This is a genomic window from Exiguobacterium sp. s181, assembly GCF_018617125.1.
Lineage (GTDB): Bacteria > Bacillota > Bacilli > Exiguobacteriales > Exiguobacteriaceae > Exiguobacterium > Exiguobacterium profundum.
The window spans coordinates 1-13576 of sequence record NZ_JACSJM010000003.1 but is presented as its reverse complement, the minus strand read 5'-3'; the positions used below and the strand labels follow the sequence as shown (position 1 = coordinate 13576).

At 48.8% G+C, this 13576-nt stretch carries 18 protein-coding genes and 10 tRNA genes; 24 read left to right on the top strand and 4 right to left on the bottom strand.

Going from position 1 to position 13576, the window contains the following annotated elements; all coding sequences use genetic code 11:
• The first annotated feature begins 62 nt into the window (after window positions 1–62).
• Window positions 63–662, top strand: a complete 600-nt coding sequence (locus tag KNO70_RS11455) for a histidine phosphatase family protein (RefSeq protein ID WP_214688868.1) — start codon at window positions 63–65, stop codon at window positions 660–662.
• A 10-nt stretch (window positions 663–672) separates the two neighbouring features.
• On the top strand, window positions 673–1149 hold the full coding sequence (locus KNO70_RS11450; RefSeq protein WP_214731346.1) for a DUF456 domain-containing protein: 477 nt from the start codon (window positions 673–675) through the stop codon (window positions 1147–1149).
• Window positions 1150–1221: 72 nt separating this feature from the next.
• Here the strand turns inward: KNO70_RS11450 and KNO70_RS11445 are convergent, their stop codons facing one another.
• The gene (locus tag KNO70_RS11445; RefSeq protein WP_031424441.1) at window positions 1222–1695 is read right to left on the bottom strand and encodes a YwpF-like family protein; all 474 of its coding nucleotides are present in this window, start codon (window positions 1693–1695) and stop codon (window positions 1222–1224) included.
• 113 nt (window positions 1696–1808) lie between these two features.
• Here KNO70_RS11445 and KNO70_RS11440 point away from each other — a divergent pair, with 113 nt between their 5' ends.
• Complete coding sequence (locus KNO70_RS11440; protein WP_078146153.1) at window positions 1809–2111, top strand: hypothetical protein; 303 nt, start codon at window positions 1809–1811, stop codon at window positions 2109–2111.
• Between the two features lie 36 nt (window positions 2112–2147).
• Here KNO70_RS11440 and KNO70_RS11435 read toward each other — a convergent pair whose 3' ends face one another.
• Both KNO70_RS11435 and KNO70_RS11430 read right to left on the bottom strand, forming a co-directional pair.
• Window positions 2148–3593: a nicotinate phosphoribosyltransferase gene (locus tag KNO70_RS11435; protein WP_078146154.1), complete on the bottom strand. Its 1446-nt coding sequence runs from the start codon at window positions 3591–3593 to the stop codon at window positions 2148–2150.
• 22 nt (window positions 3594–3615) lie between these two features.
• The gene (locus KNO70_RS11430) at window positions 3616–4149 is read right to left on the bottom strand and encodes a cysteine hydrolase family protein (RefSeq protein WP_074034877.1); all 534 of its coding nucleotides are present in this window, start codon (window positions 4147–4149) and stop codon (window positions 3616–3618) included.
• A 140-nt stretch (window positions 4150–4289) separates the two neighbouring features.
• Here KNO70_RS11430 and KNO70_RS11425 point away from each other — a divergent pair, with 140 nt between their 5' ends.
• Genes KNO70_RS11425 through KNO70_RS11415 form a run of 3 tightly spaced genes read left to right on the top strand, consistent with a single transcriptional unit; the run spans window position 4290 to window position 5391 of the window.
• Window positions 4290–4565 (top strand): 4a-hydroxytetrahydrobiopterin dehydratase, encoded by a 276-nt coding sequence (locus KNO70_RS11425; RefSeq protein WP_078146155.1) that lies wholly within the window; start codon window positions 4290–4292, stop codon window positions 4563–4565.
• A complete protein-coding gene (locus KNO70_RS11420; protein ID WP_251030117.1) occupies window positions 4558–5040 on the top strand; it encodes a hypothetical protein in 483 nt (160 codons plus the stop codon). The genes KNO70_RS11425 and KNO70_RS11420 overlap by 8 nt, the downstream gene beginning before the upstream one ends.
• A gap of 33 nt (window positions 5041–5073) precedes the next feature.
• Window positions 5074–5391: a hypothetical protein gene (locus KNO70_RS11415; RefSeq protein WP_015880545.1), complete on the top strand. Its 318-nt coding sequence runs from the start codon at window positions 5074–5076 to the stop codon at window positions 5389–5391.
• Window positions 5392–5435: 44 nt separating this feature from the next.
• Here the strand turns inward: KNO70_RS11415 and KNO70_RS11410 are convergent, their stop codons facing one another.
• Window positions 5436–6161 (bottom strand): rhomboid family intramembrane serine protease, encoded by a 726-nt coding sequence (locus KNO70_RS11410; RefSeq protein ID WP_078146156.1) that lies wholly within the window; start codon window positions 6159–6161, stop codon window positions 5436–5438.
• A gap of 63 nt (window positions 6162–6224) precedes the next feature.
• On the opposite strand from KNO70_RS11410, the gene acpS reads away from it, so the two are divergent.
• The 18 genes from acpS (at window position 6225) to KNO70_RS11320 (ending at window position 13433) form a co-directional block, all read left to right on the top strand.
• A complete protein-coding gene (gene acpS / locus KNO70_RS11405; protein ID WP_214731347.1) occupies window positions 6225–6593 on the top strand; it encodes a holo-ACP synthase in 369 nt (122 codons plus the stop codon).
• Entirely contained in the window at window positions 6580–7656 is a 1077-nt protein-coding gene (gene alr / locus KNO70_RS11400) for an alanine racemase (RefSeq protein ID WP_214812640.1), read from the top strand. Before acpS ends, alr begins: the two co-directional genes overlap by 14 nt.
• Window positions 7657–7785: 129 nt before the next feature.
• Window positions 7786–8064, top strand: coding sequence for a hypothetical protein (locus KNO70_RS11395; protein ID WP_074034853.1), 279 nt, complete (start codon window positions 7786–7788; stop codon window positions 8062–8064).
• A gap of 5 nt (window positions 8065–8069) precedes the next feature.
• The gene (locus KNO70_RS11390; RefSeq protein ID WP_026824472.1) at window positions 8070–8420 is read left to right on the top strand and encodes a type II toxin-antitoxin system PemK/MazF family toxin; all 351 of its coding nucleotides are present in this window, start codon (window positions 8070–8072) and stop codon (window positions 8418–8420) included.
• 140 nt (window positions 8421–8560) lie between these two features.
• The gene (locus KNO70_RS11385) at window positions 8561–8887 is read left to right on the top strand and encodes an STAS domain-containing protein (protein ID WP_015880558.1); all 327 of its coding nucleotides are present in this window, start codon (window positions 8561–8563) and stop codon (window positions 8885–8887) included.
• The gene (gene rsbW / locus KNO70_RS11380; protein WP_015880559.1) at window positions 8884–9363 is read left to right on the top strand and encodes an anti-sigma B factor RsbW; all 480 of its coding nucleotides are present in this window, start codon (window positions 8884–8886) and stop codon (window positions 9361–9363) included. Before KNO70_RS11385 ends, rsbW begins: the two co-directional genes overlap by 4 nt.
• Window positions 9329–10129 (top strand): RNA polymerase sigma factor SigB, encoded by an 801-nt coding sequence (gene sigB / locus KNO70_RS11375; protein ID WP_015880560.1) that lies wholly within the window; start codon window positions 9329–9331, stop codon window positions 10127–10129. The genes rsbW and sigB overlap by 35 nt, the downstream gene beginning before the upstream one ends.
• 69 nt (window positions 10130–10198) lie before the next feature.
• Window positions 10199–12328: a Tex family protein gene (locus KNO70_RS11370; protein WP_214812639.1), complete on the top strand. Its 2130-nt coding sequence runs from the start codon at window positions 10199–10201 to the stop codon at window positions 12326–12328.
• Window positions 12329–12532: 204 nt separating this feature from the next.
• Window positions 12533–12607 (top strand) — tRNA-Asn (locus KNO70_RS11365).
• A 9-nt stretch (window positions 12608–12616) separates the two neighbouring features.
• Window positions 12617–12708, top strand: a tRNA-Ser gene (locus KNO70_RS11360).
• Between the two features lie 28 nt (window positions 12709–12736).
• Window positions 12737–12811 (top strand) — tRNA-Glu (locus KNO70_RS11355).
• Between the two features lie 5 nt (window positions 12812–12816).
• Window positions 12817–12892 (top strand) — tRNA-Val (locus KNO70_RS11350).
• A 21-nt stretch (window positions 12893–12913) separates the two neighbouring features.
• Window positions 12914–12989, top strand: a tRNA-Asp gene (locus KNO70_RS11345).
• A gap of 7 nt (window positions 12990–12996) precedes the next feature.
• Window positions 12997–13068 (top strand) — tRNA-Gln (locus KNO70_RS11340).
• A 10-nt stretch (window positions 13069–13078) separates the two neighbouring features.
• Window positions 13079–13154: transfer RNA gene (locus tag KNO70_RS11335), tRNA-Lys, on the top strand.
• Window positions 13155–13178: 24 nt separating this feature from the next.
• Window positions 13179–13266 (top strand) — tRNA-Leu (locus tag KNO70_RS11330).
• Window positions 13267–13269: 3 nt separating this feature from the next.
• Window positions 13270–13346: transfer RNA gene (locus KNO70_RS11325), tRNA-Arg, on the top strand.
• Between the two features lie 10 nt (window positions 13347–13356).
• A tRNA-Ile gene (locus tag KNO70_RS11320) sits at window positions 13357–13433 on the top strand.
• Window positions 13434–13576: the final 143 nt, after the last annotated feature.

Below are 13576 nucleotides of genomic sequence, written 5' to 3'. Positions count from 1 at the left end.
TTGCGATTTTTAGGGAAGATGGTACGATGAGGGAATGATTGAAAGAGTAAGGAGTGGAAGTAGTGACAGAGTTATGTTTAGTCAGACACGGCCAGACCGATTGGAACCGTTTAGAAATTATTCAAGGGCGTGAAGATAACCCGTTGAATGCACTCGGACGTCAACAGGCAGAGGAGAGTGCAGCTTTTTTGAGTCAAGAGAAGTGGGACGTCATCGTCTCGAGTCCCTTGTCACGTGCGGTTCACACCGCACAAGCCATTGCGACAGCCTGTGGCATCGAACATAAAGCGATTCTGCTAGATGAGCGTTTCATTGAACGTGAATTCGGAGCGGCATCCGGGCAGCCCGTGAAAGGGATTTACGAGGCAGTTCAAGCGGATGACCAGAATCAGATTCCGGGTCTCGAAACGGAAGACGAGATGCGTACCCGGGTCTTAGAAGGAATGAATCATTTGGTGGATACGTATTCTGGCAAACGCATCATTGTCGTCTGCCATTCTCATGCAATCAAAGCGGCGCTTTCTGCTATCGATGGGGCATATACGTTCCGTCACGCCATGCGAAACGCCTGCTCGAACTATATCACCCATCAACAAGGTCAGTTTGAAGTGAAGGCGGTCAACGTGGCTGACCATATCACCGATCCGACCATTATGAAATGAGGAGAATGTCATGACGACCTTACTATGGGTATTCATTATCGCATCATTCGTGGTCGCTTTTGCAGGACTCATCTATCCAGTCATCCCGAGTGTCTTGTTCTTGTTCATCGGATACATGATTTATGGATTCGGTTTTTCATTTGAACCGTTGACTTGGACATTCTGGGTATGGCAAACGGTCTTCCTCATCTTCTTGTTCGGGGTCGACTATGTCGTCACGCGGGCTACAGTGGATAAGCGAGGCGGCTCGGAGCGTGCGAAATGGGGCGCGACAATCGGCTTGATTGCAGGGCCGTTTATTTTCCCGCTCGTCGGGGTTTTGATTTTCCCGTTCATCTTCGCTTTCTTGGCGGAGTTGACACTTGGGAAGACGACACGTGAAGCGTGGAGCATCGGCGTCGGCACCGTTCTCGCCTTTCTCGGCAGCACGCTCTTAAAAGTGATCGGGATGACGATGATGATCATCCTATTCTTTATCTACGTGTGAGGCGGAGAGGTTTCTGCGTCTTTTTAGTTTGAAAGGTGAATGGTTTTGGGGAAAGAAAAACAGGTCATCCGATTATTCAAATGACCCGGTTTTGACCAATTGATTGAAAGCGGAGCGACTGAACGATTGTTGCATTTCGACTTTTTTCTCGAAGAAGGCGGGCTTTAAATTCGAGGTGGCGACGCCATCTTGGATCAACGAATCGAGTACTTGCTTCGTCGCGTCTTGTTTCGGCATCAACATGAGTCCTTCAGCGACGAACGTATGATGGTCGTTCAAGGCCCTCTCGCTCGTGAACGTCAGTGCGAGCGCAGCCGGGGCGTTCGTTGGCGACGTGATGACGGCTTCAGCGAGGATGAGGATGCGTTTGTTTAAGTAATGATGGAGCGTGACAGCTGACTCGGTCGGCACGAGCATTTCGAGGAGCCATTCTGAATCGTGCTCCTTCGAGATGATTAACCCATCGAGTAAATCGATCGGTAAATTCAGTTCATTGCCGTATTCGTCTTGGACGAGACGGACTTGGACGAGGCGAAACGTTTTCATGGGATCGTTCCTTTCCGCGTTTTCTTTAGACCATCTTAACACAGTCTGAGGAATAGAATGTGTTAAGATAACGGGGAAGAAACAGAAAAATAGAGAGTGAGGGAGGCATCAAGATGAGTTGGGTTGTTGGCGTAATCGGGTATGTGACGATTCTCGCAATCGTCTATTATGGTGTCCTTTTCTTCAAAGTGAAACGGGAGCGGAGTCGGGCCGGCTATCGGATCTTTCTCTTGCTTGCCGGATTGTTTTTAGTCAGTGGGAGCGATTATATCATTGCGTTGTTCCAAGGAGACACCGAAGCGACGTTTTGGCAACGGACCGTCTATTTTGTCTTGATATTGCTCTCTTTGTCGATTGCGCTTTACTTTCGGAGAAAAGAAGATCAAAGCCAAGCAGGCGAGATGACGATGGTATAAAAAAACGGCTGTGGGTATGCACCCACAGCCGTTTTTTTATTTTGGTACCCGCGTTTTGCGAATCATATCGAGTTTTAAATCCCATAGTGGCTTGCTGAACGTCACCGAATACACTTCCGGTAAACGGAGACGCTTGTACTCTTCCCACAATCCGTTCATCTGCTCGTGATGATATGCACGAATCTCACTTGTGCTTGGAAGGTCGTATACGCGTTTCCCATCAAGGAAGATCGGTTGCAACAAACGTTTCACGTTGAAGTTACGTGTCTTGATCTTGAAGGCCGGGTCACGGACGTCAATCAAGTCGATCTCGGTGTACGATTCGACCGGTTCATCGGCGAGGGCGATATAGTCGCCTTTGAACTTTTTCGTTTCGTTGTCGATGATGCGATACAACTCTTTCTTGTGAGGAGTCGTCGTCTTCACCTTGGAAGAAGATACTTTGATGACCGGCTTTAATTCACCAGATTCATCCTCACGCGCGACGAGCTTATAGACCATCCCGAGTGCCGGCTGCTCGTAAGCCGTGATGCCGCGTGTCCCAACGAGGAACGTATCGGCCTCTGCGCCTTGCATCCGTAAGTCCTGGATGACATACTCATCCAAATCCCCAGAGACGACGATTTTGACGTAGTCGAGCCCTGCTTCATTCAACGCCTTCCGGGCACGCTTCGACAAGTAGGCGAGGTCCCCAGAGTCGAGTCGTACTGACTTGAGACGATGGCCCTTCGCCTCGAGCTCTTTTGCGACCGTAATCGCGTTCGGCAGACCAGACTTGAGTGTGTCATACGTATCGATGAGAAGGCTTGTGTTGTCCGGGTACATCTCAGCGAACGAACGGAATGCGCTCAATTCATCATCGTGGAACTGAATGTCGGCATGCTCCATCGTTCCTCCTGTCGGGACATCAAAGTCACGACCGGCTGACACGAGACTTGTCACGTCGAAACCAGCGATGTAAGCCGCACGTGTTCCGTAGTAAGCCGCATCGACACCTTGCGCGCGACGAGCTCCTCCTTCAAGGAGTGTCTCGTTCGGAGCAGCCTGACGAATGCGTGCATACTTCGTGGCAATGAGTGATTCGTGGTTCGCGATATTGAGTAGCGCCGTTTGGAACAGCTTCGCTTCAAAGATGGTCGATTCAATCCGAACGACTTGTTCATGTGGGAAGATGACTTCTCCTTCGCGAACACTATATAGTGAACCAGTGAACTTAAAGTTCCGTAAGACGTCTTCGAATTCATCTTCGAATCCGAGTTGCTCTTTCAAATAGGTGATGTCCGCCTCCGTAAAGGAGACGTTCTCTAAGTAGTGAACGATATTCTCGAGTCCGGCGAAGACGACATAACCACCACTAAATGGATTCGAGCGATAGTAAAGGTCGAAGACGACCTTTTCATTATGGCGACCTTGCTTCCAGTAAATATACATCCAACGTGGAAGATAAAGATCTGTGTGAAGGGCTAAATTACGATGTAACATATGATTTCCTTTCTGTTTTACGTCACTTTCCGACGACTGTCGCACCGAGTGTTGTGACGAAATGTTCGAGCGCCCATTCATGGCCGACCGGGTTGAAGCTTTGAACGGCATCGGCATGGACGACGATTTGATAACCGAGGTTGTAGGCATCTACGGCTGTATGGAGTACACAAATATCCGTGCAGACACCGACGAGATGAACTTCTGTGATTCCGCGTTCCCGAAGACGCAGGTCAAGGTCAGTTCCGGCAAAGGCACTATAACGTGTCTTATCAATCCAGTGGTCTGCCTGTTTTGCAGCTTCCTTCACAGAACCGTACAACTCACGGCCCTCTGTCCCGCGGATATTGTGCGGTGGGAACAACGTCGTTTCAGGGTGGAACGTGTCACCTGCATCATGGACGTCGTTCGCGATGACGACATAGTCATCCGTTGCGAATGTCCCAATCAATTCGACGATCCGTTCTTCAATCTCTTGCCCGGGTTTCCCACAAGTCAAACGACCACTGTCTGCGATAAAATCAAATGTATAATCAATAACAATCAATGCGCGCATGGGAGATGCTCCTCTCTCGTAATGAAAATGATGGCTGTCCATCTCATTCTAATTCATTATACATCATGCACGGAAGATTATTTTTCTTCGGTTTGGGTAGATTAAGACAGTAGACTGTATAGGGAAAGGGGATTGTGACGATGGTATTATCGCAAAGTGAATTGACAGAGGAACTGTCACGGTTGAACGGTTGGGAAGAAGTGAACGGGGAGATTCAAAAGACGTATCGGCTGGAAACATTTCCGGAGGCCATTCAGTTCGTGCATCTTGTAGCAGATTTGGCTGAATCGCTCGATCATCATCCGAACATCTTGATTGAATATCGGAACGTGACATTGACCGTCTCGACCCATGACGAAGGGGGCATTACGGAGAAAGACATCACACTCGCGAAAGGGTGTGAGGAACTTGTCTAAGCTCTATATGACTTTTGCGTCAGGCAGCGTGGCGGAGCGTCTTCGAAAGGAGCCAGGCGTCATCGCGGCGAATGGACACGAAACGATTTTGCTCGCAGAAGGAGAGAAGTCTCCGTTCAAGAGCGGTAAAGTGTTTGAAATTGAAGAGGCGTCGGGCGAATTCGTGAAAAAAGGGAACATTTTATACGCGAACGCTCCGGCAGATGAGAATGCCCGCTCCCTGTTGTTTCACCACTTGTTGACGGAAAAGGCGCCACTCGGTGTCAGTCATGATGGGTTTTCGGCATACCGATTAGGTGTCGACCCGGATGATAATCATGCCGTCGTCTTTATTCAGTTCACGTCTGGTGGGAAACACTTTCGTGATACAGAGGACTATGCAATCCTTGAAGACCGCTTGAAGCGAGCGGTCGAACAGCGCGGTGCAGGTCCCGTCATAAAACACTATGTCGTCAGTGAGTCAGATAATCTATAATAAAAGATAACGTCATGTTAGGGGAGGATTTTTATGAACAAGAATTATTTCTGGTTGGGGATGGCTGCGGGTGCGGTAATCGGCGCAGCAGCATCACTTCTCCATAGCGAAACGCGCGATCAACAAGTGAGACAACTGAAAGGCATCAAGTCGAAGTTGAAATCATCGAATACGTCGACTGAGGCACATGCGGTCGGTCTACAAGCGTCATCGAAAGGCAACTTGAAAGACCGTGTCATGGAATGGAAATCGCTTTACGAAGAAAACCAAGATACGATTCAAAACCTCGTCGAAGACGTGAAAGACTTAGTGGATGCGCTTCAAGAGGCTCGTCATAAAAATCAAATCTAATCAAATGGCCAAGCGATTTCGCTTGGCCATTTTTCGTACCTTCTTTATAAGAACTGTGCCAATAATCCGAAGATGGCCAGTCCGATGATGATGTAGAAAAACCACTTTCCGTCCCCGGAATGAATGACAGGGGGCGTGTACGAACGTTGCTTATACTTCCCGTAGCGCATCGGGCGCGTATACGGGACGGTGAAACGTGAGAGTGGGATGGCAAGTAAGAATCCGGCCAAGAATCCGTACACATGTCCCCAAAGGGAAACGTTCGAACCAATCAATGTGAAAACGGCACTGATAGCGACGAAGATGTAGACCAAGCGGGCATCTTGGCTGTACATCAACGTGCGACGGAAACGACCGATGAATACGTAGAATCCGAGAATGGCCAAGATGGCGCCTGACGCCCCGGCTTGTAGATAAAACAAGTTACTGACAGTGAAATACGTGAGCAGGTTGGCGAGCGCTCCAGCGAATACATAAAACAAGGCAAATTTTACGTGTCCGACCATTCGTTCCATCGCCGGTCCGAAGATGATCAGTGCGAACGAGTTGAACAGCAAGTGACCGAGACTCAAATGAATGAAGTTGGCCGTGACCAAGCGGTACCATTGTCCGTCCGCGAGTGCCAAATGGAACGACCCTCCCGTCGCCACGATTCGTAAACCAGGAGCGAAAGAATCGATGACAAACACAAGGAGTTGGATTACAATGAACAGCGTTACGAGTGGATATGCCCGTACAAACGTTTGAACATTTTCCGTACGACTAAACATAACATCACCTCTTTCCTCAATTGTATAAGGAAACGGGGAAAAAAAGAAAGGAGCGAGTGTCCTGTGATTATAGGAATCGGAGTCGATATCGTCGAGCTTGATCGGATGGCTCGCTCGATGAAACAACCACGTTTTTTAAAACGGCTGCTCACCGATGCGGAATATGAACTGTCTCAACAGTATCCGCTCCCGCGTCAAATCGAGTTTGTCTCGGGTCGCTTTGCCGCGAAAGAAGCTTACGCCAAGGCAATCGGGACTGGCATCGCACACGGGTTATCCTGGCGTCATATTGAAATTTTACCGGATGAGACGGGTCGACCTGTCATGACCGCGCCGTTTGCGGGGAAAATCCATGTCAGCATCAGCCATAGTCAAACATACGCCATCGCACAAGTCATCTTAGAAGAGGAGGGACATCATGTTTCGTCCTAGTCGAATCGAGATTGATCGGGCGGCCATCGTCCATAATATAAAAGAATTAACGAGACGGATTCCGCAGGACCTCATGGCGGTCGTCAAGGCGAATGCCTACGGACATGGGGCCGTCGAAGTGGCGAAGATCGCCCTGGAGAACGGAGCGACGATGCTCGGGGTCGCGTTACTCGAGGAAGCGCTCGAACTCCGCGATGCGGGAATCGAAGCACCGATTCTCGTCATGGAAGCGCAATTCCCTGAATATGCCGGAGTGGCGGCAGAACAGGGGATCACGTTGTCCGTATTTTCTGCCGAATGGTTACGAGAGGCAGCTCCATATATAGAAGAAAAGCCGTTGACGGTTCATATCAAAGTCGATACCGGGATGGGACGCCTCGGACTTCGTACCCGTGAACAGTTGGATGCCTTACTTGAAGAAGCGACCGATTCGTTTGTGGTGGAAGGAATCTATACCCACTTCGCAACGGCGGATGAGCTCGATAGCAATCTGTATTATACACAGCAAGAGCGGTTCGAGCGTTTGATGGATGGTCTCCACGAGCGGTTCCGCTATATCCATACGTCGAACTCGGCCGGGGCCATCCGAATGGCCGGACGAGATGTTCCTTATAATCTGGTTCGTGTCGGCATCGCGCTCTATGGGTTATATCCGTCACGTGAGATGGAGACATTCTATTCGTTCCTGCGCCCGGCCTTCACACTAAAAAGTCAGCTCATGCAGGTGAAGCGGCTAGAGGCAGGTCAGACAATCAGTTACGGCGCGACGTATACAACGTCAGCCGATGAATGGATTGGTACCGTTCCGGTCGGATATGCGGACGGCTGGTTACGAAAGGCGAGCGGATTTGAAGTGGAGGTCAATGGGATTCGTTGTCCGATCGTGGGACGCGTCTGTATGGACCGCTTCATGATCCGACTTCCAAAGGAGTTTCCTGTAGGGACGGACGTGACCCTTGTCGGTGGAAACGTCGCCATTGATGAACTCGCCTCATATCTTGGGACGATCAACTATGAGATCGTTTGCCAATTCACGAGCCGATTGCCTCGTCTTTATGTGTGAATCATAAATCGTGTGAAATTATCTGAATTCTTTCTCGATTTCTCTATATTTTCCCATTCCCGCGTGTTATATTGATAAAGAACGCGGGAGAATTTCCGCCAGTCCATGAAACGATTCTGGAGGTGTAAGATGTTGAAGCAGCGAACTGCGGGTGCGCTAGCGTCCGTCCCAGATCGGTTCTCGCAACAAGGGGGTCCGATTTCGATGAAAGACCGTGAAACACTGTCCTTGAACGATGTAGTGACATACTTGTCTAAAGAAATTGCTGATCGACAACAAACACTGCGTGAAGAATTGGCGAAAGGCTATCAAGAGATGGCCGCGTTTAACTTGAATATGGCAGAAGAGATGCTAATGATTGAAACCGAAGCCGAACACGCTCTCTTACGTCAAGTAAGTGGGGTGTGAGCAACGTGATCGTAAAGCGTGGTGACGTGTTTTATGCGAATCTGTCGCCCGTAGTCGGCTCAGAGCAAGGTGGCGTTCGACCCGTTCTCATCGTACAGAACGACATCGGCAATCGCTTTAGCCCGACCGTCATTGTCGCTGCGATTACAGCTCAGATTCAAAAAGCAAAACTGCCGACTCATGTGGAAGTATATCAAGAGAAGCACGGACTCGAACGAGACTCTGTGATTTTGCTTGAACAGATTCGAACGATTGATAAGCGTCGTCTGACGGATAAAGTCACTCATCTCGATGATGAGACGATGCATAAAGTGGACAGAGCGCTAGAGATCAGTATGGGATTAATCCCTCTCTAGCCTTACATAGATAAGACTGGTACATAGGTATCGGTCTTTTTTTAAACTTTTTAAAAAAAGTGGTTTAAGATTTTGTTAGAGGGGAATTTAAGTTAATCGTACTCAATTTTTCTGTACGGACATTTAGGAGGGAATAGACGATGGATTTAGCGATTCGCGAGCAAGTCATTGGAGAGCAATTACACCTTTACGTATCCGGAGAAGTGGATACATATACTGCACCAAAATTGAAAGAAGTATTGCATCCGGCCATCAGTGAGCAAGATGTGGTCGTTCATTTAGACGAAGTGGAGTATATGGATTCGACAGGTCTTGGTGTGTTCGTCGGGGCATTAAAGATTGCCACGCGCAACGAAAAAGAGTTGTCACTTGTCGGAGTCACAGACCGAGTCAATCGTCTGTTCGAATTGACGGGTCTTCACAAACTTCTTTCTATTAATTCGAACGTAAGAGGTGGCACGCAATGAATAATGTTGAACAGACGGTCATGACGTTCCCGGCCAAACCCGAATATGTCGGTGTGGTTCGATTAGTCGTTTCAGGAATCGCTAACCGTATGGGATATACGTACGACGAGATCGAAGATATTAAAATCGCGGTCTCGGAAGCATGTGGCAACGCCGTCCAACATGCTTATGACGATCATCAAGATGGAGAGGTCAAACTCGCTTGTGGCGTCTATGCAGATCGTCTTGAAATCACGATTGAGGATTCCGGCAAGACGTTCGCAGATGATGTGAAGCGTCAAGCCGCTCCGGTCGAAGAGACGACCGAAATTGAATCGCTCCATGAAGGAGGACTTGGTCTCTTCTTGATCGAAGCATTAATGGACGATGTCTCGATCAATAAAGACAACGGCGTCAAAGTGACGATGACAAAACTCCTCAATAGGGACGAGGTGGATCAGAGTGCCAGCAAAATCTCAACAACGCCATCACAGTGATGACGAGGTACTAGAGTGGATTGAACGCTATCAACAAGACGATCAAAACGAAGAAGTGCAAATGCTCCTCATCAACCGCTATTCTGACCTCGTTGAAGCACTCGCACGTAAATTCTCGCGTGGTCGTGCGATTCACGACGATCTTGTGCAAGTTGGGATGATTGGGTTACTGGCGGCACTTCGTCGATTTGACCCGGAATTTGGTCGTAGCTTCGAGTCGTTTGCTGTCCCGACCATCATCGGGGAAATCAAACGATTTATTCGCGACAAGACGTGGAGTGTCCACGTACCGCGTCGAATCAAAGAACTCGGACCAAAGATTAAAAAGACGGTCGAAGAGTTGACGACCGAATTACAACGTTCGCCACGAATCGATGAGATTGCCGACCACCTTGGCGTTTCCGATGAAGAAATTCTCGAAACGCTCGAGATGGGCAAAAGTTATCAAGCCTTGTCGGTTGATAGTTCAATCGAAGCGGATAACGAAGGTAGTACGGTCACATTACTCGACTTGGTCGGTAGCCAAGAGCGCGGGTACGAATCAGTCGACCAGCGTCTCATTTTAGAGAAAGCGTTCAATGTCTTAAACGAGCGTGAACGCGCCATCTTGGAATGCGCCTACTATAAGAATATGAGTCAAAAAGAGACAGGAGAACTTCTTGGAATCTCGCAGATGCATGTGTCCCGTTTGCAACGGCGAGCACTCGAAAAGCTGCGTGAAGCCATCAAGGTCCCACTCAATGAAGTATTCTCAAGCGATGACTAATCGAGTCATCGCTTTTTTGTTTGAATGTTTGCTACACTTTGAAAGAAATCAAAAAAGGAAGTGATTCAAGTGATTACGAAAGTGGCTAACGCGTTAAACTTGAAAGTGAACCAAGTCGAGACGGTTCGGCAGCTCGCATCTGAAGGGGCAACGATTCCGTTCATGGCCCGTTATCGGAAGGAAATGACGGGGAATTTGGACGAAGTTGAAATTAAAGGAATCTTGGATGCTCTTCAATATGAAGAGAGCCTGCAAAAACGCAAGGCGGATGTCCTGGCTAAATTAGAAGAGTTGGAAAAAAACACGCCTGAACTAACGAAAGCGTTAGAGGCGGCGACAACCCTTCAACAAGTGGAAGACATCTACTTGCCCTATCGTCCAAAACGACGCACGAAAGCAGAACAGGGACGTGAGAAAGGACTGCAGCGGCTTGCGGACTGGTTCCGGGACAAATCACCCTATTCTTCGGACAAGGTAAAAGAACTTTCTCAAGACGTCAAGGTGGAAGAGGCGTTGCCGCTCGTTCATGCGATCATCGGCGAAGAATGGGGCGAAGAAGCGAAACTGCGCCAGATGCTTCGCGATCGTGTACGAAAAGAAGGACTCTTGCGCTCGAAGAAGAAAAAACAAGCGGAAGACGAAAAAGAGATTTTTGCGCAGTATTATGAATATGAAGAGAAGATTGCTGGCATTGTCCCGCACCGTGTACTCGCCTTGAACCGTGGGGAACGCACGGACGTGCTCCAAGTGAAGGTGGTGTTTAACGAGTCGCGCTTCATGGATCAAGCCCTCCGTACATACGAACGACTTCCGAAAGAAAAGCGTGAGGTTGTCGAGGTAGCTGTGACGGAGGCGTACAAGAAGTCGGTCTTCCCCGCCATCGAACGAGAGATTCGTGGGGAGCTGACAGAAAAGGCAGAAGAGCAGGCGATCGATGTCTTCTCAAAAAACTTGAAACAACTCTATATGCAACCGCCCCTTCGAGAGGTCGTCGTCCTAGGAATCGACCCGGCTTATCGAACTGGTTGTAAATGGGCAGTCGTCAATGAGATTGGGAAAGTCGAAGAAGTCGGCGTCTTCTATCCGACTGCACCGAAACACGATATCGCCGGTGCTGAAAAAGTACTGACGAGACTCGCGAAGAAATATCCAATCTCGGTCATCGTCGTTGGAAACGGAACCGCCTCACGGGAGACGGAACAATTCGTCGCCGACTGGTTGAAGAAAGCGGAACGTGATATTGCTTACGCGATTGTGAACGAAGCGGGGGCAAGTGTCTACTCGGCATCGGAAGTCGCACGAAGTGAATTCCCGGATTTGAAAGTTGAGGAACGGTCAGCCGTTTCGATTGCACGTCGAATTCAAGATGCGATGGCGGAACTTGTCAAAGTCGACCCGCAATCAGTCGGTGTCGGACAATATCAGCATGACGTCAGCCAGAATAAACTGAAAGCCTCCTTAGAGTTCGTCGTCGAGAGCGTGGTCAACATGGTCGGGATCGATGTGAACCGTGCTTCCGAGTCTTTATTGACGTACGTCTCAGGACTCAATAAAACGACGGCGAAAAATATTGTGGCATATCGTGAAGAGAATGGACGCTTTGAAACGAGAAAGGAAATTAAGAAAGTACCTCGTCTCGGAGCGAAGGCGTTTGAACAGGCGGCTGGATTCTTACGGATCATGAACGGGAAAGACGTTCTCGACCAAACGGAGATTCACCCAGAAAGCTATCCACTTGCGTTATCGATTTTAAAAGAGATCGGTTCTTCAAAGTCAGAGGTCGGTACGGCCGCGCTTCGAGAACGATTGCAACAAGTCGATGCCAAAGCTTTGAGTGAACAACTAGAAGCGGGACTTCCGACAGTCGAAGACATTTTGAAGTCATTAGCCAAACCAGGTCGTGACCCACGAGAAGATATCCAGAAACCATTACTACGCACGGACGTCATGAGTCTCGAAGACCTTCAAGTCGGCATGGAATTCCAAGGAACCGTTCGAAACGTTATTGATTTTGGTGCGTTCGTAGACATTGGGGTGAAGCAAGATGGTTTGGTCCACATTTCGAAATTATCGAATCGATATGTGAAGCATCCATTGGATGTCGTGGCGGTTGGTGACATCGTGACCGTGTGGATCGAACAAGTCGATGTGAATCGGGGACGGATCAGTTTAACGATGCTTGCACCGAACGTTAAATAAGAAGAAACTCGAATCAGGTAAAATGTTTTTCATTTTACCTGATTTTTTTTAGAAAAAGTGTTGACGGTCTTTTTTCACCGTGTTATCTTATAGAAGTCGCCGAGAGACGGCACGCGAAATAAACGTTTTTCTAAGAAAGTGATTGACAGGTTTCTGGTTTGCGGTTACAATTTAAATCGTTACTTCGATAATTTCAAGCAACGTTCCGCAATAGCTCAGTGGTAGAGCAACCGGCTGTTAACCGGTAGGTCGTAGGTTCAAATCCTACTTGCGGAGCCATTTTATTTTGGAGACGTACCCAAGAGGCTATAAGGGGCTCCCCTGCTAAGGGAGTAGGCTGGGAAACCGGTGCGAGGGTTCGAATCCCTCCGTCTCCGCCACTTAAATTACTTAGAAGACACATACACTGGCCCGTTGGTCAAGCGGTTAAGACACCGCCCTTTCACGGCGGTAACACGGGTTCGAATCCCGTACGGGTCACCATATATGGAGGATTAGCTCAGCTGGGAGAGCACCTGCCTTACAAGCAGGGGGTCGGCGGTTCGATCCCGTCATCCTCCACCATTTCAAATAAAAACGTAATCTGGTCTTGTGGTGTAGGGGTTAACATGCCTGCCTGTCACGCAGGAGATCGCGGGTTCGAATCCCGTCAAGACCGCCATTTACGTTGGGCTGTAGCCAAGTGGTAAGGCATCGGATTTTGATTCCGACATGCGAAGGTTCGATCCCTTCCAGCCCAGCTTTTTATTTGAGTCATTAGCTCAGTTGGTAGAGCATCTGACTTTTAATCAGAGGGTCGCAGGTTCGAGCCCTGCATGACTCACCATTTTCTTTTTTAACTTTATACGCTGCGGTCGTGGCGGAATCGGTAGACGCGCTAGGTTGAGGGCCTAGTGGTGGTTAACACCGTGGAGGTTCAAGTCCTCTCGACCGCACCATATGCACCCTTAGCTCAGCTGGATAGAGCGTTAGACTACGAATCTAAAGGCCGGGAGTTCGAATCTCTCAGGGTGCACCATTCTTTTTATGGGCCTATAGCTCAGCCGGTTAGAGCGCACGCCTGATAAGCGTGAGGTCGGTGGTTCGAGTCCACTTAGGCCCACCATTTAAACTGACGAACTTTGAAAACTGAACGATGAGGCAAAAATAAGTTTTACCATTTTTGAATGAAGCGCAAGCTTCGTCAATTTAAGAGCTATATCAAATTCTTTGGAGAGTTTGATCCTGGCTCAGGACGAACGCTGGCGG

Coding starts and splice junctions, on each gene's coding strand:
- KNO70_RS11440 (WP_078146153.1), top strand. CDS start 1,809: ATGAGTTGGGTTGTTGGCGTAATCGGGTATGTGACGATTCTCGCAATC.
- KNO70_RS11395 (WP_074034853.1), top strand. CDS start 7,786: ATGTTGAAGCAGCGAACTGCGGGTGCGCTAGCGTCCGTCCCAGATCGG.
- KNO70_RS11430 (WP_074034877.1), bottom strand. CDS start 4,149: ATGCGCGCATTGATTGTTATTGATTATACATTTGATTTTATCGCAGAC.
- KNO70_RS11415 (WP_015880545.1), top strand. CDS start 5,074: ATGAACAAGAATTATTTCTGGTTGGGGATGGCTGCGGGTGCGGTAATC.
- KNO70_RS11445 (WP_031424441.1), bottom strand. CDS start 1,695: ATGAAAACGTTTCGCCTCGTCCAAGTCCGTCTCGTCCAAGACGAATAC.
- alr (WP_214812640.1), top strand. CDS start 6,580: ATGTTTCGTCCTAGTCGAATCGAGATTGATCGGGCGGCCATCGTCCAT.
- KNO70_RS11450 (WP_214731346.1), top strand. CDS start 673: ATGACGACCTTACTATGGGTATTCATTATCGCATCATTCGTGGTCGCT.
- KNO70_RS11425 (WP_078146155.1), top strand. CDS start 4,290: ATGGTATTATCGCAAAGTGAATTGACAGAGGAACTGTCACGGTTGAAC.
- KNO70_RS11435 (WP_078146154.1), bottom strand. CDS start 3,593: ATGTTACATCGTAATTTAGCCCTTCACACAGATCTTTATCTTCCACGT.
- rsbW (WP_015880559.1), top strand. CDS start 8,884: ATGAATAATGTTGAACAGACGGTCATGACGTTCCCGGCCAAACCCGAA.
- KNO70_RS11410 (WP_078146156.1), bottom strand. CDS start 6,161: ATGTTTAGTCGTACGGAAAATGTTCAAACGTTTGTACGGGCATATCCA.
- KNO70_RS11385 (WP_015880558.1), top strand. CDS start 8,561: ATGGATTTAGCGATTCGCGAGCAAGTCATTGGAGAGCAATTACACCTT.